General features: G+C 65.3%; 17 protein-coding genes. 9 read left to right on the top strand and 8 right to left on the bottom strand.

The window, feature by feature from the left end:
* Together ACFO5X_RS13575 and lpxK are read left to right on the top strand one after the other, a co-directional pair.
* On the top strand, nt 1–1,236 hold the full coding sequence (locus ACFO5X_RS13575; RefSeq protein WP_380718017.1) for a 3-deoxy-D-manno-octulosonic acid transferase: 1,236 nt from the start codon (nt 1–3) through the stop codon (nt 1,234–1,236).
* Nucleotides 1,223–2,212 carry a tetraacyldisaccharide 4'-kinase gene (gene lpxK, locus ACFO5X_RS13570; RefSeq protein ID WP_380718016.1) on the top strand — a complete coding sequence of 330 codons (990 nt, stop codon included), beginning with the start codon at nt 1,223–1,225 and terminating at the stop codon, nt 2,210–2,212. The genes ACFO5X_RS13575 and lpxK overlap by 14 nt, the downstream gene beginning before the upstream one ends.
* Nucleotides 2,213–2,221: 9 nt before the next feature.
* On the opposite strand, the gene uvrC is transcribed toward lpxK, so the two are convergent.
* The 6 genes from uvrC to ACFO5X_RS13540 form a co-directional block, all read right to left on the bottom strand.
* Complete coding sequence (gene uvrC / locus ACFO5X_RS13565) at nt 2,222–4,096, bottom strand: excinuclease ABC subunit UvrC (RefSeq protein ID WP_380718015.1); 1,875 nt, start codon at nt 4,094–4,096, stop codon at nt 2,222–2,224.
* Nucleotides 4,097–4,386: 290 nt separating this feature from the next.
* Entirely contained in the window at nt 4,387–5,166 is a 780-nt protein-coding gene (locus ACFO5X_RS13560; RefSeq protein WP_380718014.1) for an SDR family oxidoreductase, read from the bottom strand.
* 25 nt (nt 5,167–5,191) lie between these two features.
* Nucleotides 5,192–6,127 carry a calcium/sodium antiporter gene (locus tag ACFO5X_RS13555; protein ID WP_380718013.1) on the bottom strand — a complete coding sequence of 312 codons (936 nt, stop codon included), beginning with the start codon at nt 6,125–6,127 and terminating at the stop codon, nt 5,192–5,194.
* Entirely contained in the window at nt 6,124–6,288 is a 165-nt protein-coding gene (locus ACFO5X_RS13550) for a hypothetical protein (RefSeq protein WP_380718117.1), read from the bottom strand. Before ACFO5X_RS13550 ends, ACFO5X_RS13555 begins: the two co-directional genes overlap by 4 nt.
* 1 nt (nt 6,289) lies before the next feature.
* A complete protein-coding gene (locus tag ACFO5X_RS13545; protein ID WP_380718113.1) occupies nt 6,290–7,087 on the bottom strand; it encodes a S49 family peptidase in 798 nt (265 codons plus the stop codon).
* Nucleotides 7,088–7,131: 44 nt separating this feature from the next.
* Complete coding sequence (locus tag ACFO5X_RS13540; RefSeq protein WP_380718012.1) at nt 7,132–7,548, bottom strand: HIT family protein; 417 nt, start codon at nt 7,546–7,548, stop codon at nt 7,132–7,134.
* Between the two features lie 232 nt (nt 7,549–7,780).
* Between ACFO5X_RS13540 and ACFO5X_RS13535 the strand changes: the two genes are divergently transcribed.
* The 7 genes from ACFO5X_RS13535 (at nt 7,781) to ACFO5X_RS13505 (ending at nt 13,611) form a co-directional block, all read left to right on the top strand.
* Nucleotides 7,781–9,454, top strand: a complete 1,674-nt coding sequence (locus ACFO5X_RS13535; RefSeq protein WP_380718011.1) for a cytochrome c oxidase subunit I — start codon at nt 7,781–7,783, stop codon at nt 9,452–9,454.
* A 71-nt stretch (nt 9,455–9,525) separates the two neighbouring features.
* A complete protein-coding gene (locus ACFO5X_RS13530) occupies nt 9,526–10,089 on the top strand; it encodes a hypothetical protein (protein WP_380718010.1) in 564 nt (187 codons plus the stop codon).
* Nucleotides 10,079–10,567, top strand: coding sequence for a DUF2244 domain-containing protein (locus tag ACFO5X_RS13525; RefSeq protein ID WP_380718009.1), 489 nt, complete (start codon nt 10,079–10,081; stop codon nt 10,565–10,567). The genes ACFO5X_RS13530 and ACFO5X_RS13525 overlap by 11 nt, the downstream gene beginning before the upstream one ends.
* Nucleotides 10,568–10,617: 50 nt before the next feature.
* On the top strand, nt 10,618–10,866 hold the full coding sequence (locus tag ACFO5X_RS13520) for a hypothetical protein (protein ID WP_380718007.1): 249 nt from the start codon (nt 10,618–10,620) through the stop codon (nt 10,864–10,866).
* A 99-nt stretch (nt 10,867–10,965) separates the two neighbouring features.
* Complete coding sequence (locus ACFO5X_RS13515) at nt 10,966–12,252, top strand: lipoprotein-releasing ABC transporter permease subunit (protein ID WP_380718006.1); 1,287 nt, start codon at nt 10,966–10,968, stop codon at nt 12,250–12,252.
* Complete coding sequence (locus tag ACFO5X_RS13510) at nt 12,245–12,925, top strand: ABC transporter ATP-binding protein (RefSeq protein ID WP_380718005.1); 681 nt, start codon at nt 12,245–12,247, stop codon at nt 12,923–12,925. The genes ACFO5X_RS13515 and ACFO5X_RS13510 overlap by 8 nt, the downstream gene beginning before the upstream one ends.
* Nucleotides 12,922–13,611 carry an Ldh family oxidoreductase gene (locus ACFO5X_RS13505; RefSeq protein WP_380718004.1) on the top strand — a complete coding sequence of 230 codons (690 nt, stop codon included), beginning with the start codon at nt 12,922–12,924 and terminating at the stop codon, nt 13,609–13,611. Before ACFO5X_RS13510 ends, ACFO5X_RS13505 begins: the two co-directional genes overlap by 4 nt.
* Here ACFO5X_RS13505 and ACFO5X_RS13500 read toward each other — a convergent pair.
* Entirely contained in the window at nt 13,608–14,303 is a 696-nt protein-coding gene (locus ACFO5X_RS13500; RefSeq protein WP_380718003.1) for a CpXC domain-containing protein, read from the bottom strand. The two genes, ACFO5X_RS13505 and ACFO5X_RS13500, sit on opposite strands and share 4 nt — an antisense overlap.
* A gap of 21 nt (nt 14,304–14,324) precedes the next feature.
* A complete protein-coding gene (locus tag ACFO5X_RS13495) occupies nt 14,325–19,511 on the bottom strand; it encodes a hypothetical protein (RefSeq protein WP_380718002.1) in 5,187 nt (1,728 codons plus the stop codon).
* Nucleotides 19,512–19,621 lie beyond the last annotated feature (110 nt).

Genomic DNA, 19,621 nt, shown 5'->3' with positions numbered 1-19,621 from the left:
TTGGTTCGCTCGCTCAGTTACGCGGCCTACAGGGCCCTGTCGCGCCGCCATGCGCCGGCGACGTTTCAGGAGCCGCCCGCGCGGCCCGAGACCGAACTGATCTGGCTGCACGCCACCAGCGCCGCCCGCATGTCGGCGCTGAACGACCTCGCACGGCGGCTCAAGATGATGCGCCCCGGCATCGCCGTCCTGCTGACCCACGCGCCCGACGCCCGGGCCGAGGGAGCGCCGCTGCCCGGTGGCGCCAACTGGGTCATGCTGCTGGACAGCGATCACCCGGCCTCGGCCCGCCAGTTCGCCGCCCACTGGCATCCCGACTTCTGCCTCTGGGCCGGCGGCGTGCTGATGCCCAATGTGATCGCCGCCGCGAACGAGATCGGCGTGCCGCTCTGCATCGCCGACCTCGGCAGCGCCGAGCTGCAATCGAGCCGGCACAAATGGCTTCCTGACCTCACCCGGTCCTGCCTCGACCGGTTCTCCTGGATCCTGACCACCAACCAGACCACCGCGCGCACCCTGCGCCGCATGGGCATTGCCCCGGCCAAGGTGACAGTCGCGCCCCGGCTGCGTGGCAGCGCGCTGGCCCCGCCCTGCAACGACGATGATCTCGAGGCGGTGGTGCAGGATCTGGCCGGCCGCCCGGTCTGGCTGGCCGCCCACGCGCGGCCCACCGAATTCGCCGCCATCCTCTCGGCCCATCGCGCCGCGCTGCGCCTGTCGCACCGCCTGCTGCTGGTCATCACCCTGACCGATCCCGCCAGCACCGACACGCTGAAATCCGCGTTGACCCTCGCCCGCCTGCGCTTTGCCGACTGGGACTCGGGCGACCAGATCGAGGACGGGGTTCAGGTGGCCATCTCGACCGACCCGGCCGACCTCGGGCTGTGGTATCGCGTTGCTCCGCTGACCTTCCTTGCCAGTTCGCTCGCCGAGGGCGCCCGTGGCGTCAACCCGATGGAGGCCGCTGCCCTGGGTTCGGCCCTGCTCTATGGCCCCAACGTGCCAGATCATGCCGATGCCTATGCCCGCCTCGCCGCGGCCGGCGCTGCCAGCACCGTCGCCAACGGCGACAGTCTCGGCTCGGCCGTCGTCCAGCTGGTCGCGCCCGACCACGCCGCCACGATGGCGCTGGCCGGATGGGAGATTGCGACCGAGGGGGCCGATCTGATCGACATGCTTATCGACCGCATCCAGGACGCGCTCGACCGCAAAAGGGTCTCCGATGAAGTCTCCTGACTTCTGGAACCGCCCGGCCGGGTGGCGCGCCCGCGCCCTGGCTCCGCTCGGCGCGCTCTACGCTGCCGCAACGGCCCGCCGGCTGGCTCGGGGCACGCCCGTCGCGCCCGGTGTGCCAGTGATCTGCGTTGGCAACCTGAACGCCGGCGGCACCGGCAAGACACCCACCTGCATCTGGCTGGCCGACGCCCTGCGCGTCATGGGGCACGAGCCGCACATCGTCAGCCGCGGCTATGGCGGCTCGATGGAAGGACCGGTGCGCATTGATCCCGCGCGGCACAAGGCCGCCCAGACCGGCGACGAACCACTGCTGCTGGCCGCCTTCGCCGAGGTCTGGGTGGCCCGCGACCGCGCCGCCGGCGCCCTTGCGGCCGCGCGCGCCGGAGCCAGCGTGATCCTGCTTGACGACGGGTTCCAGAACCCGTCCGTGGCCAAGGATTTCTCTATCGTCGTGGTCGATGCCGCCGTCGGTTTCGGCAATGGCCTCTGCCTGCCCGCCGGTCCGCTGCGCGAGCCGGTGGCCACCGGCCTCGCCCGGGCAGATGCCCTGCTCTCGATCGGCGACGCCTCCCAGCAGGCCGGTTTCGCCGACCGCTGGGGCGCACAAATTCCTTGCCCGCATTACCTGGGCGAGATGAAACCGCTCCAAACCGGCATGGACTGGACCTGCACGCCGGTCCTTGCCTTCGCCGGCATCGGCCGTCCGCAGAAATTCTTCGACACCCTTACCGCCCTCGGCGCCACCCTGCTGCGCGCCGAACCGCTGGACGACCACGAACCGCTGACCCCGGCGCTGATGGGCCGGCTCGAAGCCGAGGCGCGCAGCCTTGGCGCGCAGATGGTCACCACCGAAAAGGACGCGGCTCGCCTGCCGCCCGCCTTTCGCGGCAAGGTTTTGACCCTGCCGGTGCGTCTGGAACTGGCCGAGGCAGAGACCCTGACCCAACGCCTGCGCGCCGTCGCGCCGCCACCCTAGGCAGACGGGCTATCCGCCCTCGTGGAAGAAGTTGTAGATCGTCTCGGCCATCGAGCCCGAGATGCCGTCCACCGCCTTCAGGTCGGCCAGATCGGCGCGCGCGACCGCCTTGGCCGATCCGAAATGCGCCAGCAGCGCGCGCTTGCGCGTGCCGCCGACGCCCGGAATATCGTCCAGCGGATTGGCCCCGACCGCCTTTGCCCGCTTGGCGCGATGGGTGCCGATGGCAAAGCGGTGCGCCTCGTCGCGCAAACGCTGCACGAAATACAGCACCGGGTCGTTGTGGCGCAGCGCGAACGGCCGCTGGCCCACGCGATGGAACTCCTCCTTGCCCGCGTCCCGGTCCACGCCCTTGGCGACGCCCACCATCGGGATGTCCTCGACCCCGTGCTCGGCCATGATCTGCGCCACCGCGCTGACCTGCCCCGCACCGCCATCGATCAGCAGCAGGTCCGGCCAATGCCCCTTGTCGCGATCGGGATCTTCTTTCATCAGCCGGGCAAAGCGGCGGTTCAGCACCTCTTTCATCATGCCGAAGTCGTCGCCCGGCGTCAGCTCCTCGCCCCGGATGTTGAACTTGCGATAGCTGTTCTTCATGAACCCATCCGGCCCGGCCACGATCATCGCGCCAACCGCGTTGGTTCCCATGATATGGGAGTTGTCATAGACCTCGATCCGCTGCGGCGGCGCATCCAGCCCGAAGGCCTCGGCCAGACCAGCCAGCAGCCGGCCCTGGGTCGCGCTTTCCGACATCCGCCGCGCCAAGCTTTCGCGCGCGTTGCGCAGCGCGCCGGCCACCAGCTCGGATTTCTCGCCCCGCTTCGGCACCAGGATTTCCACCCGCCGCCCGGCCTTCTGCGCCAGCGCCTCCGCCATCAGATCCGGGTTTTCCACCTCGTCCGACAATATCACCTGCCGGGGGGGTTCCTTGTTGTCGTAGAACTGGCCCAGAAAGGCCTCCATCACCTCGGCTGCCGACACATCCGCACCGACGCGGGGATAGAAGTCCTTGTTGCCCCAGTTCTGGTTCGCGCGGATGAAGAAGACCTGCACGCAGGCCTGCCCCTGCTCCATATGCAGCGCGATCACATCGGCCTCGGCCACGCCGCGCGGATTGATGCCCTGCGCGCCCTGCACCGTGGTCAGCGCGCGGATCCGGTCGCGCAGCGCCGCCGCGCGTTCGAACTCCATCGCCTCAGACGCCGCCTGCATCTGCGCGGCCAGGTCCTCCTGCACCTTGGTCGACCGCCCGGACAGGAACCGCTCGGCATCGGCAACGGCTGCGCCATAGGTCTCGGCCGAGACCAGACCGACGCAGGGACCCGAGCATCGCTTGATCTGATAGAGCAGGCAGGGCCGGGTACGGCTCTCGAACACGGAATCCGTGCAGTTGCGCAGCAGGAAGGCCTTCTGCAGCTGGTTCAGCGTCCGGTTGACCGCCCCCGCGCTGGCAAAGGGGCCGAAATAGGCGCCCTTCTCGCTCTTGGCGCCGCGGTGTTTCTTGATCTGAGGAAACGCGTGCCCCTTGGCCACCAGGATATTGGGAAAGGATTTGTCGTCACGCAGCAGGACATTGTACTTCGGCTTGAGCTGCTTGATCAGGTTCTGTTCCAGCAGCAGCGCTTCGGTCTCGGTCCGCGTCGTCAGGAACATCATCGAGGCGGTGTCGCGGATCATCCGTTCGATCCGCGGCGTATGCTGTCCGGGCCGGGCATAATTCGACACCCGCGCCTTCAGATTGCGCGCCTTGCCGACGTAGAGCACCCGAGCCTGCGGGTCGAGCATCCGATACACCCCCGGCGAGCCGTCGAGGGTTTTCAGATAGCCCTGAATCACCGCATGACCGGTGGCAGGTTTCGGTTCGTCGGGTGTCTTTATGCTCATGTCAATCGAATCGCTTCACAACCTCTGGCTGCACAGATGCGGTGGCAGGATCAAGGGTGAAGGCATCCACCCTTTCTGTGGATAACTGTGCGGACAACTTCGGGGCTAGGCGAAATTTCCGTTGTTCTGGGCCGCTTTCGCTGATCTGCACAATTTTTAAGCGCATTTGCAACCCTTTGATTTTACTTGAAAGATTTATCGACGCCTGGCAAGATCATGAAAAGACTGACAATTTTGTAACGCTTCAGTGACCGAACCATGAAGGTCGAATAACTTGCCGCAAAGTTGCCTCATTCGACCCCCTGAACGTCCGGTGTCCGCCAGCCCAGATGCTGGCCGCCGTCCACACACAGCAGTTGCCCGGTGACCGCTGGCGCGTCGAGGAAATAGCCCAGCGCAGCGTTGATGTCGGCCGGATCGCCGCCCCGGCCCAGCACGGTTGCGGCGCGCTGATTGGCGAAATGTTCGGCACTTTGACGTTCCGCGCGCAGCGTCGGTCCGGGGCCGATCGCGTTGACTCGGATCGCCGGGGCCAGCGCCTGCGCAGTGGTGCGCGTCATCGCCCAGAGCGCCATCTTGGCGATGGTATAGCTCATGAACTCTGGCGTGGGTTTGAGCACCCGCTGGTCGATGATGTTGACGATCAGCCCCGCGGCCACGGGCTCTCCGGCCGCATTGCGCGCGGGAGCCAGCCCCTGCGCCCCCATCGCCTGCGTCAGCACGAAGGGCGCGCGCAGGTTGCTGTCCAGATGGCGGTCCCAGCTGGTGCGCGTCGCCGTGGCAACCGTGTCGTATTCGAAGATGGAGGCATTGTTGACAAGGCAGGTGATCGGACCATCCATCGCCGCGACCGCGCGGGGGAACAGCGCCTGCACTTGAGCCTCATCCAGGAAATCCGCCTGCAAGACCTCGGCCTTGCGACCCAGTGCGCGGATTTCCTTCGCCGCGGTTTCGGCCCCGTCCTTCGAACCGGCGTAATGCAACGCCACGTCAAAGCCGCGCCGCGCCAGATACAACGCCATCTCGCGGCCCAGCCGCTTGCCCGCGCCGGTGACAAGGCATCGCGTCATTCCCAACTCCTTCTGCCGGTCACGACTATATGAAAAGAATCGCCAGATAGACCAGATAAAGCGCGGTCAGGCCCAAGCCCCAAAGCCGCGTGATATCGCGCCGGAACATGACGAAGGGGATCAGCAGCAGCGCCGCGACAAGCATGACGGCCAGGTCCAAGTTGAATTCCGCGCCGGTCGGGATCGGACCGAACAACAGCGCGATGCCGATGATCCCAAGCAGGTTGAAGAAGTTCGACCCGATCACGTTGCCCAGCGCCACATCCGCCTTGCCGTGCCGCGCCGCCATCACCGTTGTCGCGAGTTCCGGCAGCGATGTGCCCACCGCGACCAAGGTCAGGCCGATCACCGCCTCGGACACGCCAAGCGAAAGGGCGATGATCGTGGCGTTCTCGACCAGCAGGCTCGCGCCAATTGGCAGACCAACCAGACCGGCGACCAGAAACACGCCGATCCGCCAACCCGGCATCGTCGGGTCTACGCCGTCCAGATCCTCTTCCTTGCCTGAATCCCGGTGCGCCAGCGCATCGCGGAACATGATCGCCAGAATCGCGGCCAGCGCGGTCAGCAGGATCAGGCCCGACACCCAGGTCAGCGTGCCCCACCAGGCCAGCGCGATGAAGAGCAGAGTCGCGCCCAGCATGTGGAAATAGCCCTTGCGGGTGTCGCACTGACTGGTGTGCAGAACCGAGATCATCGCGGGGATGCCCAGCACCAGCAGGACATTGGCGATGTTCGACCCGACCACGTTGCCCAGCGCGATCCCCGGCGCATTGTCGATTACGGCACTGACCGAGATCAGCAGCTCGGGCGCCGAAGTGCCGAAGGCGACGATGGTCAGACTGACGATCAGCGCGGGAATGCCGATGCGCAGCGCCAGATTCACCGCACCGCGCACCAGCGCGTCGCCCGCGAACAGCAAAATCACAAGGCCAAGCGCCGAAAGCAGCCAGGGCATCATCCCTTCCTCCCACAGCCGCAGGGGCCTTTGCCGATCCGATACCGCCCGCATCGCGGACATTTGGCCGCCTCCAGCCGGGCCTGACCGGGAAAGCGCAGCTTGCCGAAGAACGCCAGCACCACCATGCCCAGCAGAAACAGAAGGATGATCTTAGCCAGCACGTCAGAGACCGAACCGCGCGAATTCGGCGCGCTCTTCGATGGCGGCCACCGCGTCCATCGCCATGGTGGCGCCAAAACGCGACCAGAACGGCTTTTTCAGTCCATAACGGCGGAATTGCACCTTGTCACCGAACCGGTCGATCATCTTGGGCCGCAGATGGCCGATGCCGTCGATCAGCCCCAGCTCCAGCGCCTTGCGCGCCAACCAGATGTCGCCAGTGAACAGATCGGCCTTGAGATCCAGCCGGTGGCCGCGCCGCGACTTCACATGTTCGATGAAATTGCCGTGGATCTCGTCCAGCAGGGTCTTCAGCCGCGCCACGTCCTCGGGCTTTTCCGGCTGAAACGGGTCGAGCATCGACTTGGACTTGCCCGCCGTATGCACCCGCCGCTCGACTCCCTGCCGCGCGATCAGCACCTGCGCGCCGAACCCGGCCGAGATGACGCCGATGGACCCCAGCACCGAGCTTTCGTCGGCCCAGATCTCGTCGGCAGCCGCCGCCAGCCAATAGCCGCCAGAGGCCGCGACATCCTCGACAAAGGCGATCACCGGCACTTTGGTTTCGTCCGAAAGCCGCCGGATGCGGCTGCCGATCAGCGAGGATTGCACCGGAGAGCCTCCGGGCGAATTGAGTTCCAGCGCCACGGCAGAAGGCTTGCCCCGACGGAACGCACGATCCAGCACCGGCGCCAGAGCCGCATCGCTCAGCGAGCCCCGGCCGGACATCCCGATGGCACCGGCCAGCCGGACAACCGACACCAGAGGCGGGTTATTGAGAAAGGGTAGCCGCACACGCATGGGCAGGGACATAGACTTCGCACCCCCCCTCTACAAGGTGCGCCTCAGACGAGCGCGGCGCGAATTTTCTCTGCATACCCCGCGATCGCGTCGAAATCGCCCATCTGGCCCGGCGCGCGCATCTTCACACCCTCGCGCATCGGCAGCACATGGAAATGCAGGTGGAACACCTCCTGCCCCGCCGGCGCCTCGTTATACTGCTCGATCACCACGCCATCGGCATCGAGCCCCGCCATCACCGCCTTCGCCAGCTTCTGCGCGGTGGCAATCACCGCCGCCAGCTGGTCGGGCGTCGCGTCCAGCGCGTTGCGGCAGGGCGTCTTGGGGATCACAAGACAATGGCCGTCGGTGCGCGGCATGATGTCCATGAAAGCCAGCGTTTCGGCATCCTCGTACAGCTTGGTCGAGGGGATTTCCCCGCGCAGGATTTTGGCAAAAACATTGTCGTTGTCGTAGCTCATCGCAAGCCTCCATGATTGCCCGACTCATCGCGGCCCCGGCATGGCGCGTCAAGCCCGATAGGGGCCTGCAGGGCATTGCAGGGAGGCGAAAAGCTGCAAGGGGGGCGCGGCAATTTATCTTGATCGAGATCAATATCGCCCATTGAGTCACCCCTACAGTCATTCTAAAACCTGAATGAATTCACGCCCTCCCCGCGAGGGCGTCAACTAAGGCTTTATCAGGAGGTGCCTTATGGCGGACGCAGCCATTCATGGTCACGGGCATGAGGATCACCGCGGATTCTTCACCCGCTGGTTCATGTCCACGAACCACAAGGACATCGGGATTCTCTATCTCTTCACCGCAGCGGCGGTCGGCCTCGTTTCGGTCGCCTTCACCGTCTACATGCGGCTCGAGCTGATGAACCCGGGCGTCCAGTACATGTGCCTCGAAGGCGCGCGTCTGATCGCTGACTCCACTGCTGCCTGTTCGCCCAACGGCCACCTTTGGAACGTTCTGGTCACCGCCCACGGCATCCTGATGATGTTCTTCGTGGTCATTCCCGCGCTGTTTGGCGGTTTCGGCAACTATTTCATGCCGTTGCAGATCGGCGCGCCGGACATGGCCTTCCCGCGGATGAACAACCTCAGCTACTGGATGTATGTCGCCGGCACCTCGATGGCGGTCTGCTCGGTGCTCGCACCCGGCGGCGACGGCCAGCTTGGTTCGGGCGTGGGCTGGGTTCTCTATCCGCCGCTGTCCGTGAAAGAGGGCGGGATGTCGATGGACCTCGCCATCTTCGCCGTCCACCTCTCGGGTGCGTCGTCGATCCTTGGCGCGATCAACATGATCACCACTTTCCTGAACATGCGCACCCCGGGCATGACCCTGTTCAAGGTGCCGCTGTTCGCCTGGTCGATCTTTGTCACCGCCTGGCTGATTCTGCTGTCGCTGCCCGTTCTGGCCGGCGCGATCACCATGCTGCTGATGGACCGCAACTTCGGCTTCACCTTCTTCGATCCCGCCGGCGGCGGCGACCCGATCCTGTACCAGCACATCCTGTGGTTCTTCGGTCACCCCGAGGTCTACATCATCATCGTGCCGGGCTTCGGTATCATCTCGCACGTCATCGCGACCTTCTCGAAGAAACCGGTTTTCGGCTATCTGCCGATGGTCTGGGCGATGATCGCCATCGGCGCGCTGGGCTTCGTCGTCTGGGCGCACCACATGTATACCGTCGGCATGACGCTGAACCAGCAGGCCTACTTCATGCTGGCCACCATGGTCATCGCGGTCCCCACCGGCGTGAAGGTGTTCAGCTGGATCGCCACCATGTGGGGCGGATCCATCGAGTTCCGTACTCCGATGCTCTGGGCCTTCGGCTTCCTGTTCCTGTTCACCGTGGGCGGCGTCACCGGCATCGTCCTGAGCCAGGCCGCCATCGACCGCTACTATCACGACACCTACTATGTCGTGGCGCACTTCCACTACGTGATGAGCCTTGGCGCCGTCTTCGCCATCTTCGCCGGCATGTATTTCTACCTGCCCAAGATGTCGGGCCGGATGTATCCCGAATGGGCTGGCAAGCTGCACTTCTGGATGATGTTCATCGGCGCCAACCTGACCTTCTTCCCGCAGCACTTCCTGGGCCGCGAGGGGATGCCGCGCCGCTACATCGACTATCCCGAGGCCTTTGCCTACTGGAACCACTGGTCGAGCATGGGTGCCTTCCTGTCCTTCGCCTCGTTCCTGTTCTTCATCGGGATCATTTTCTACACCCTCACCCGCGGCGCACGGGTGACCGAGGCAAACCCCTGGAACGAATATGCCGACACGCTGGAATGGACCCTCCCCAGCCCGCCGCCGGAACATACGTTCGAGATCCTCGCCAAGCAGAGCGACTGGGACAAGGGCCACGCGCACTAAGCGCCGGGCCGGTCGAGAAAAGGGGGCTCCGGCGCAAGCCGGGGCCCCTTTCCTTTTTGAGGCGCTGACAGGTGACGTGGATCATCGCGAAAGCAGTCGGATGGATGGCCATGCCCTTTGCGGCATGGTGGACAGCGCGCGCAGCCTTCGGAGCCCCGGACCGCTGGAAGTGGACAGTTCGCTTTCTTGCAGCGTCTCTGGTCCTCGGGGCCGTGGGTGTGTCGCAGCTGGCCGATGCGCCGGTCGTCAGCATTTGGCAAAGCCCCGAAGGCGTCATTTTCACACTGCCCGGATTCGGTTTCAACAACGTCGCGCGCGGCGGCGTGACCCTGGTCATCTGCTGCCTGCATGCCCTCGCAGCCGTCTGGCTTGTTCTGAGGCCGGGTTGGGCGGTCGCGCTGCACTTCTGGCTCTGGCACATCTTTCTGGCCCTGGCCCTTCTTCGCCCGGCGCTGGCCGACGCACTCGTCCCGCGCCGCTATGTCGACTACCCTCCGTACATGACCATGATAACGCGGCTCGGCCAGGCCGGTGCCTGTGCGGCCGCTGTCTCCGCCCTCATACTGCTCGTCCTCTTGGCGATCGCCCTTCACCGCAGAGTCCTCCGACGCGAGTTGCCCCCCGATGCCCTATGAATGGACCTCCTCCGACACCGGAAACGGCCAGACGCTGACGCTCTGGCCGCACCAGTCGCTGCCTCCCCGTGGCTTCGTGCTGTTCATCGGCGTGACGGCGGCAATGATCTCGCTGCCACTTTTCGCCCTGCTCGGCTCGGTCCTGCTCTGGGCGCTGCTGCCCTTTCTCGCGATGGCGGTGGGCGGTATCTGGTATGCCATCCACCGCAACCGGGAAAGCGCCCGCATCCTCGAAGTGCTTACCCTTGACGCCGACACCGCGCGGTTGGTCCGCACCGGCCCCCGCGGACTGACGCAGGAATGGGACTGCAACCGCTACTGGGCCCGCGTCACCCTTCATGCCAAGGGCGGCCCGGTGCCCAATTACGTCACCCTCAGCGGCAACGGCCGCGAAGTCGAAATCGGCGCCTTTCTTTCCGAGGAGGAGCGGCTAACCCTCTCGCAGGATCTCCCGCGTCACATAAGGGCGGAACTTTAGGCGATTCTTTGCGTTTAGCTGGCAGAATATCGCGCATAGGGAGAACTGCCATGACCCGCCCGCAACACGCCATCGGAATGCTCGCCACCGCTGCCATCGCGGCAGCCGCCACATTGTCTCTGGCCATGCCGACAGATGACTTCGGCCTCCCCTCGCGCAGCCTTGCGGGCACCGGCGTGATTCCCGAAGGGGCAATCCTGGTGTTTGACGACAACGGTCTCCTGGAAGAGGTTCGCACGGATCAGCAGACCGCCCAGATTCAGGCTGACAACACGCCGCTGCATCCCCTCACCGACTGAGTTTACGTTCCTCTCTCGCCTCCGCTTCCCTTCCCGACTGCGCCTTGACGCCAGCGGCTGCCCGTCGCACTGTCCGCCGACCCCGCAACCGGAGCAGTCATGGCCGTCACGCCCCCGCCTTTCGCGCCATTCGAATGGATGATCGCCTGGCGCTATCTGCGGGCGCGCCGGGCCGAAGGCGGGGTCAGCGTGATGACCTGGATCAGCCTGATCGGCATTACGCTGGCGGTGTTTGCTCTCATCGCCACACTCGCCGTGCGGTCGGGATTCCGGTCGGAATTCGTCAGCACCGTTCTGGGCGCGAATGCCCATATCACGATCTATACGGCGGGGGATGTGAATCCGCTCGGCGCGATTGATCGCACGATCCCGGACTATGACGAAATGGCCGGCCGTCTGCGCGCGGTCCCCGGCGTGACCCATGTCGCGCCGCTGGTGCGCGGTCAGGTCCTTGCCAGCTTCCGCGGCCAGAACAGCGGAGTCGAGGTCATGGGCATCGCGCCCGAGGATCTTGCCGGCCTGCCCGGCATCGCCACCCCTGAAGATTCCGCCGGATCGCTTTCCGATTTCCCGAAAGGCATCGCCATCGGCTCGGGCATCGCACGCGCGCTTGGAATTTCTGTGGGCGACCGGATCAAGCTGATCTCACCCGAGGGGCTGAAGACTGCCATGGGCACCAGCCCGCGCGTCAACGCCTACGACGTGGTCTATATCTTCACCGCCGGCCGCTATGACATCGACCGCACCCGCGTCTACATGCCCTTCGCCGAGGCGCAGTCCTATTTCAACCGCGAAGGCGTGGCGGACGAGTTGGAAGTGCGCATCGCTGACCCCGAACATCCCGAACAGCTGACCCTTCCGCTGCTCAAGGCGGCCGGCGACAAGGCCCTGCTCTGGTCCTGGAAGGACAGCCAGGGCGGCTTCCTGCGCGCGCTCGAGGTCGAGGACAACGTGATGTTCGTGATCCTGTCGATCCTCGTGCTGATCGCCACCATGAACATCGTCTCGGGCCTCATCATGCTGGTCAAGAACAAGGGCCGCGACATCGGCATCCTGCGCACCATCGGCCTGTCCGAAGGCTCGGTGCTGCGGGTCTTCTTCATCTGCGGTGCCTTCACCGGCATCATCGGCACGCTGTTCGGCCTCATCCTCGGCTGTCTTTTCGCCATTTACATCGACCCTATCTTCTCTTTCGTGAACTACGCGATGGGCGGCGGGGTCTGGGATCCTTCGATCCGGGGCATCTATGCCCTGCCCGCCGAACTGCACCTGACCGATGTGCTCAAGGCGGTGGGTCTTTCGCTGGGCCTGTCCTTCATCGTCACCATCTTCCCCGCCCGCCGCGCCGCGCGGCTGAACCCGGTCGAGGCGCTGCGGTATGAATGATCCGGCGCTGCACCTGGACAACATCGTCAAGACCTACAACCCCGGCACGCCGGGCGAGGTGCGGGTACTCCATGGCATCGACCTGACCTTGACGGCGGGCGAGGCCGTGGCGCTCGTCGCGCCCTCGGGCGCCGGCAAGTCCACCTTGCTGCATATCGCCGGCCTGCTCGATACGCCCGACAGCGGCACCGTCGCCATCGGCGGGCAGGACATGACCGGCCAGCCCGAGGCGCGCCGCACCGCCGTGCGCCGCCAGGAGGTTGGCTTTGTCTACCAGTTCCACCACCTGCTGCCCGAGTTCACCGCCGCCGAGAACATCATCCTCCCCCAGCTCGCCAACGGCATCCCGCGCGCTACTGCCGAGGCGCGGGCGAGTGAACTTCTGACCCTCGTCGGTGTTGCGCCCCGCGCCACCCACCGCCCCGCCGCGCTGTCGGGCGGCGAGCAGCAGCGTGTCGCCTTCTGCCGCGCCATGGCCAACCGTCCCCGCCTGCTGCTCGCGGACGAGCCGACTGGCAACCTCGACCCCGAGACCGCCGATCAGGTCTTCGCCGCGCTGATGACCCTCGTGCGCACCACCAGCATGGCCGCCCTCATTGCCACGCACAACCTCGACCTCGCTGCACGGATGGACCGGGTGCTGCGCCTGAACGCGGGACGACTGGAATCGTGACGCTTGTCACCCTCGATCAGCTCTCTCATGTCACCCGCACCGCGCTGATGAAGCATGGCGCGGCCGAATGGGTCGCCGATCAGGTGGCCCGCGCCGTGGTCGAGGCCGAGGCGACCGGCGCCCCGGCTTACGGTCTCAGTCGGCTGGAGGTCGTCTGCGCCGATCTCGACGCGGGCCGGATCAACGGTCATGCCGAACCGAAGGTGACGCAGCCCCACGGCGACACGATTGTCGCAGATGCCTGCGGGGGCTTCTCGACTCCCGCCTTCGCGCGCGGCCTGCCCCAGGCGGTAGAGCACGCCCGCCAGACCGGCGCCGCGCTGATTTTGGTCCGCGACGCAGCCACCGCCACGATGCCGGGTTTTTTTACGGCCCAGATCGCGCGGGCCGGAATGATCGGTCTGGCGCTGGCCGATGCCGGCACGCGCAGGCTGGCCGTGTCATTGCCTGATGGTGCCGGCGGCGTCGCCCGCCAGTTCGAAACCGACCCGCGCAATCTCCCCGCCGACACCGGTCTGCCAGAGGCGGAAGCTAAAACCGCACTTCATCGGCTGGTCAGCCCGGCCGACGCCCCCGAACTGGTCGCCCGGCTGCTGACGCTCGGCGCCGACCAGCCGCGCCAGTTCAGCGACCCGGTCGCGGTGCCAGACGGCCTCTGGAGTCGCGCGGAACAGCTGGCGCGCTAGGCGGCCCGCCCCTCGCCCATGTAAAGCTTCTGCATGTCGACGAAGGGGCCGTTGGTCAGCCGCGCCCGTATTTTGGCCCAGCCCGCCTCGTTGCCGGCCACCTCGTCATAGAGCATCCGGTCCACTGAAAAGCTCTGCTCGGCGGTTTCGCCAACCGTCTCGATCCAGGCAAAGTTCAGCGCGGCGTCGCCGCCGCCCGTCAAGCGCAGCTCGGTTCCCGGCGCCAGCGGAACCTCGGGCAGGCGGCGCATCAGTTCCATCTTCAGCATCTCGACCTTGATGTCGTCCAGCCCCAGGCCGTCGATCACCAGCTTTTCCTTGACCGCCGGCCAGCCGAAGGTCACGCGGGGCTTCAAGTCCTGCCCGATTGCCTTTGCCGCCGCCGGGGCGCCCGATCCGTAAGAGGTGTCGAACACCGCCGACATCCGGTCCTCGACCTCCAGGAAATCCGGCATGTCGCGTCCGGGCATGGCGGCAATCCACAGGCCCTTCTCCACCTCGAGATAGTTGAAAAGCGGCTCGAGCCTGAACTCGGTGCCGCAATCCTCGCAGGCCATCATCTGGAAGGTATCGTCCAGGATCGCCGCCCGCAGGTCGGGCCGCCGGTCGGCATTGACGCTGCCCACGGCGGCGATGTTCTGCGTGGCCCCGCAACTCGGGCATTGCACGTTCATTTGGGAAAAAAGTGACATTGTTCAGCCTCCTTCGGGGCGTCAGAGGTCCTTGATCCAGCCATAAGCCGGGTGGCTCGTCTTCATCTTGCCGCTGTGATAGGCGGCATAGAGTTCGGCGAACCACTCGCCCGGCGCGCGGAACTGGTATCCGCTGACGCCTTTCGACCGCTGCGCAATCGGATAGCTGGTCCAGGTGCCGTCATAGCTCTCCTGATAGACGATCCCGTCGATCTCGCCCGCCTTCGCCGCGCTGGCGGTCTGCCAGGGGTCCTTCTTGTGTCGGATCCGGTCGACCCAGATGGCCACCCCGGCGCGGCGGCGCTCCCATTCCTCGGCGTCGCAACCTGCCGGCTCCGGCACCGCGGCGTTGCTGTCGCCGCTCATGATCGCCGCGACATAGCCCGCATCGAAATCCAGCTTCTTGGCAATCGCCGTCGCGGCGGGCAGCACATTGCCGCCATAGTTCTCCCAGCCGGCCAGCGTCTTTCCGTTGCGGTCCATATAGCTCGCCCGGTCGTCGACGGCATGGCCGACCTCGTGCAGCGTGTTCCAGGCGAAATAGGTCATCTCTTCGCCCGGATCGAGTTCGCAGCCCGGATCGATCTGTTCCAGCTCGTGCGGCAGCGCCACCCCGTAGTACCCGCTGTCGGTCGCGTTGCCCTCGCGCATCGTGACTTCCTTGTAGGTCGGGTGGTAATCCGAACTATCCGAGGGGCCCTCGAGGGTCGAGAACTGGATCATCGAGTCATTGTCCAGTGTCGCGCTCTCGGGCAGGTCTTCCATTGCCTCGTAGAAACGTTTGATGTTCGGCCCCTTCTTGCCCAGATCGTTCGACACATTTGCCGCCCGCAACTGGTCGCGCTTGTTGTTCCGCTGGGTCTCCGTGGCATTGGGGTTGGCCTTCGACCAGGTCTCGAAGGCGGTCTCGTGCGACTTGTCCTTGAAGATGTTCAGCTTGCAGCCATAGCGCGCCTCGAAGGCGGCGCGCAGAACGGTGCGCTGTGCCGTGGGGTCGAGCGACTCGACAATCGCGTCGAACCGCTCGATGCCGTCCGGCCCTTCCATGATCGCCTTGATCTCGTTCGCCGCCGGCACCGCGCCGCGGCTCATCTTCGCCTTCATAAGCGCGTCCAACTGATCGGCCCGCGCCTGACCGATCACCCGCATCGCCCGGGCGTGATCGCGCGCGTCCGAGGCCGTATCAGCGGTTTCAAGTTGCGTCTTCACCGCGGCGATCTGGTCGGTGATGGCATAGCGGGCGTCGTCGCGCTCCATCGACAGGATGTCGTTCGACACCTTGTCGCGCAGTGGCAAATAAACCTTGCGCGCGTCTGCGATGCCGCGCAGGCGGTGGAACTCGGCCATCACCTCTTCGATGGCGGTCTGCGCCGCCCCGCGCGTCGACGGATCGCCCCGCAGCGTCAGGATCGTCGCATCGACCTTGGCGCGCAGCGCCTCCATGTCGGCCTTCACGAAATCCGCGGCCGAATGGTTGGTCAGGAAGTCCGACACATGCTGACGCGCATAGTTGGCCGAGCCGACGATCTGGGTGTAATACCCGATGTTGACCCGGCCCCGCGCGCAGGCGTCCATTGCCTCGGTCACTTTCGTCTTGGCCGTATCGTCGGTGCTGCCGCCGCCCAGCGCCGCCTCGGCCGCCTTGATCGCCGTCTCGGCCGCGATCACATCGGCCATGACATAGAGCCCCTCGGGCAGCGCGCGCAGCTCGGCCACATGCGTCTTGGCCTTGTCCACTGCCTCGCGCAGACCCTGCGTGTCGGTCCCCGCGAGCGATTTCACCTCTTCGTTCAGAACGAGGTATTCCGCATGCTTTTTCGCGGCATCCAGGGCGATCTGGCAATCCGCCTTGATCTCGGTGAACATGGTCTTGGCGGTTGGAAAGGTTCCCGCATTGAACAGGTCGATGGCGTTCTGCCGCTTGCCCTTGAGCCGCGCGACCAGCGGTTCGATGGCCGTCTGGTTGGCCAGCTTGCCGATATCGGCCATGGCCTGTCCGGCCTCGTCGCGGACTTTCTTGCAATCCTCCATGGTCGCCAGGAACGGCTCGATCAGCAGCGCGGTCGCAATGACCTTGTCCATCCAGGCCTTGGCCGTCTTGAAGTTGCGCTCGTCCGCCGCCGCATTGGCCTTGGTGTATTCGCTGTCCATCCGGTCGACCAGCGCCTCGATGGCCGTGATCCCGCCCGAGTTGCGCGTGTGGACGCCCTTGTAGGCCGCATCTCCGGCCGTCTTGCTCGGCTGCCAGACGGCGAAAGCCTCCTTGATGTAATACCCCTTCACCACCACCTGCGAGGCATTGCCCGCATAGGCCGCCGCGGCTTTGTAGGCGCGCGCATCCATCAGCGCCTGCGCTTCGACGGCCATGGCCTGCACCTTGGCCAGTTCGTCTGCGCAAGCCGGAGAACCAGTGATGAACTTCAGGTTGTCGGTGATGAAGCGTTTGATCTCGGCCTTCGCGGTGATGTAATCCGCCGCAATCACGCGATAGCCCGCATCCAGGCCCGCGCCTTCCTTGGCCTTGGCCTCGGCGGTGGCAAAGTCGCGGGCGGTGATCGCATCCGCAATCGCTTTCTGGATGTCCTTCAGCCGGTCGATCTCCTTGTCCACACCGTCCTTGCGCGTCGGATCCTCCAGGAACGTCCGCAGGGTCGCGATCTTGGTGCGGTTGGGCTTCAGCCGGGCATAGGCTGCTGCATTCACCTCGGCCTTGCGGATGGTCGCCAAAGCCGCCGTCAGCTTGGCGTCGGCACCCCGGAAATCCAGCGTCGGAGCCTTGGCCAGCGTCTCTGCCTCGGTGATCGCCGTGCCGATGTCGTCGATCTCGGGTTTGATGCAATCGTCCGTATTCTTGCCCGGCAATGTGCCGGTATGCGCCGCTTTGACCAGAGCCAGCCGGTCGGCATAGCCACGTTTCAGCGCGATCTCTTCGAATACCGCCTCAGCTTCGGCCAGCGCGGCCTTGATGCCCTCGGCCGCCTTGGTGGGATCGGGCAGCGCCTTCGCGGTGGTCGCGGTCTGCAGGATGGTACCCAGCCTGGCCGCGAAGGTGCCGTCGTCTTTGGACAGAACCTTGCCATGAACCGCCTGGAAGTTGGCAAAGGCCTTTTCGACACCCGGCCCATCGGTCACGCCCTCATAGGCACTGTCGTCCTTGGCCGAGGCAATGTCGGTCGCGTCGGTGATCAAGGTTTCCGCCAGCTGCGCCTGTTTCTCGGCGGCAGCGATGGTGCTTAACCCGCCCGCCCAGTTCTTGGCGGTCACCGCCGTGTCGGTCGCGCTTGCCACCAGTTCGGCAACGCGCGCAACAGCGGACTCCGCCTTGTCGGCGTTCGGCAGCTTGCGCAGCACCGCGATCTTGTCGTTCAGGTCCTTCTTGCGCTTGATGAAGTCCTTGGCCAAATCCGCCAGCGCAATTGCATCGGTCTGCGGCTTGCCCTCGCTGGCTTTCAACACCTTGGCGGCAAAGGCCCAGTCGCCACGCGCGGCCTTGTCGCGGGCAAAGGTCTCGTCCGCCTGCAGGCGCAGGTAGTATTCCTCGATGGCCACGCGACCGTTGTCACCGTCCCGGTCGGCCACGGCCTTGAGGCGCCCCTTGAAGTCCTTCAACGCCGCCAGATAGGCCTCGGCATCGGCCACCTGCGCTGTCAGGCTCGTCGTGGCGCCCCAAAAGCCGGTCAGCTTCTGCATCGCCGCGGTCAGGTCGCCGTCGGCGGCACAGGCGTTCGCAGTCCAGTAGTCCCGCGCCTTCTTGATCGCCGCGCTCAGCGTGGTCACGATTGCCACATCGTTGATCGCCTTGACCTTGGTCTCGCAGGCGGTCAGGGCGTTCCCGTAATTGGTGTAGCGCGATGTGTAATCCTGCGACAGCGACGCCAGCTTCTCGGCGGTCTCCACCGCCGGCGGAATCTTGTCGAGCACGGCGGTGCACTTCGGAATGTCACCAGCCACAAATTCGCGGCTGGCTTCGGCATCCAGATCCTTCGCCGCCTGTATCGCATTCTTGGCCTGATTGTGCGCGAGTGTCGTCGGATCGGGCAGGTTCTTGACCGAGTCGCTGCGCTGCTTCGCAATCGTGCGCAGCTTGGCAAATGCGTCGGCCTTCTCGATTGCCGCCTGAACCAGCGCCGGCAGCGGCGCAAGCTCGGCGATGGCCCCGGCAAAGTCCCAGGTCGTCAGCTTGGCCTTGGCGGCGGTGAAGGCGGTGGTGATTGCCGTCACATCCGGCGCGACCTTGACGAAGCCCTTTCCCGGATGGCGATTCAGCGTGTCGAACTTGGGCTGGAAGGCGGCCAGATCTGCCTTCCACTGCGCGAATTCCGCCAGCGGCGTCTTGGCCGCGGCATCCAGTTCGTTCAGCTTGGTCACCGCCTCCCCGGCCGCCTTCAGCACCGTATCGGCGTGAGCCTGGATCGCCTGCGCCTCGGCCGCCAGATCGCCGCCCGTCTTCGATCCGTCCACCTTGGGAACCCCGTCGATCAGGGTGCGGGTCTCGCCGATCTTCTGGACGAGTACCGCCGGCACGCTCTTGTCGAACCCGGTCGTCAGCGCGGCCTCGGTCTGGGTCAGCCGGCCTTCGGCGGCCAGCAGGTCGGCCAGCGCCTTGGACTGCGCCGTCTTTGCCTGCATCACCGCCTGCGCGCCATCCTTGACCCCCGACAGATCGAGCGGTGCCGCCGGCACCGCTGCCGCGATCACCTCGGGCAGTTTGGCAAGCGCGGCCATGGCCGAATTCATCTGATCCATGTTCAGCGCGCGGATCCCGGCATCGGCCTTATCGTTGGCATAGGCCCAGAGCATGGAAATCTCGTCGTATTTGTCCAGCTTGACCCCGGTCAGCGCGGTTTCCGCCATCGGCTGGACCACCGCCAGCCGGGCGCGCAATTCGAGGATCTTCTTCTGCTTGTCGATGACCTGATCGACGAGAACCAGATGCCGGTGGCCGCCATCGAAATCCGGAGTCTTGCCGCCGGCCATAATGATGTTTTCGGCCTTGCCGAGTTCCTGTTTCAGCCGCCCGACCACATCCTTGTCGGCGATGGTATCGATTCGCTCGGACACCCAGGCTCTGCGGATGTTGAATCGATCGAACTCTACCTCGTATTGCTCACGCAGGGACTTGGCCTTGCTCCGACCGATGAGTTTGGGAATACCGACGTATTTCTCGAGAAAGGCAATCTGCTTCGGGGTAAGATTCTTGTCGGGCATGGCTGTCCTCTCGCGGGCGGGCAATGGCACGGAAATATCGTTGACAGCGCTAACTTACGCACGCCCGCCAACGCGCGTCCAGCACAACCAGAACGCGCGTTGACCAAAGG

Source organism: Seohaeicola nanhaiensis (assembly GCF_042654245.1).
In the GTDB taxonomy this organism is placed as follows: Bacteria; Pseudomonadota; Alphaproteobacteria; order Rhodobacterales; family Rhodobacteraceae; genus Seohaeicola_A; species Seohaeicola_A nanhaiensis.
Note: the sequence above shows the minus strand (reverse complement) of the source record. Positions and strands in the feature narration are given on the sequence as shown.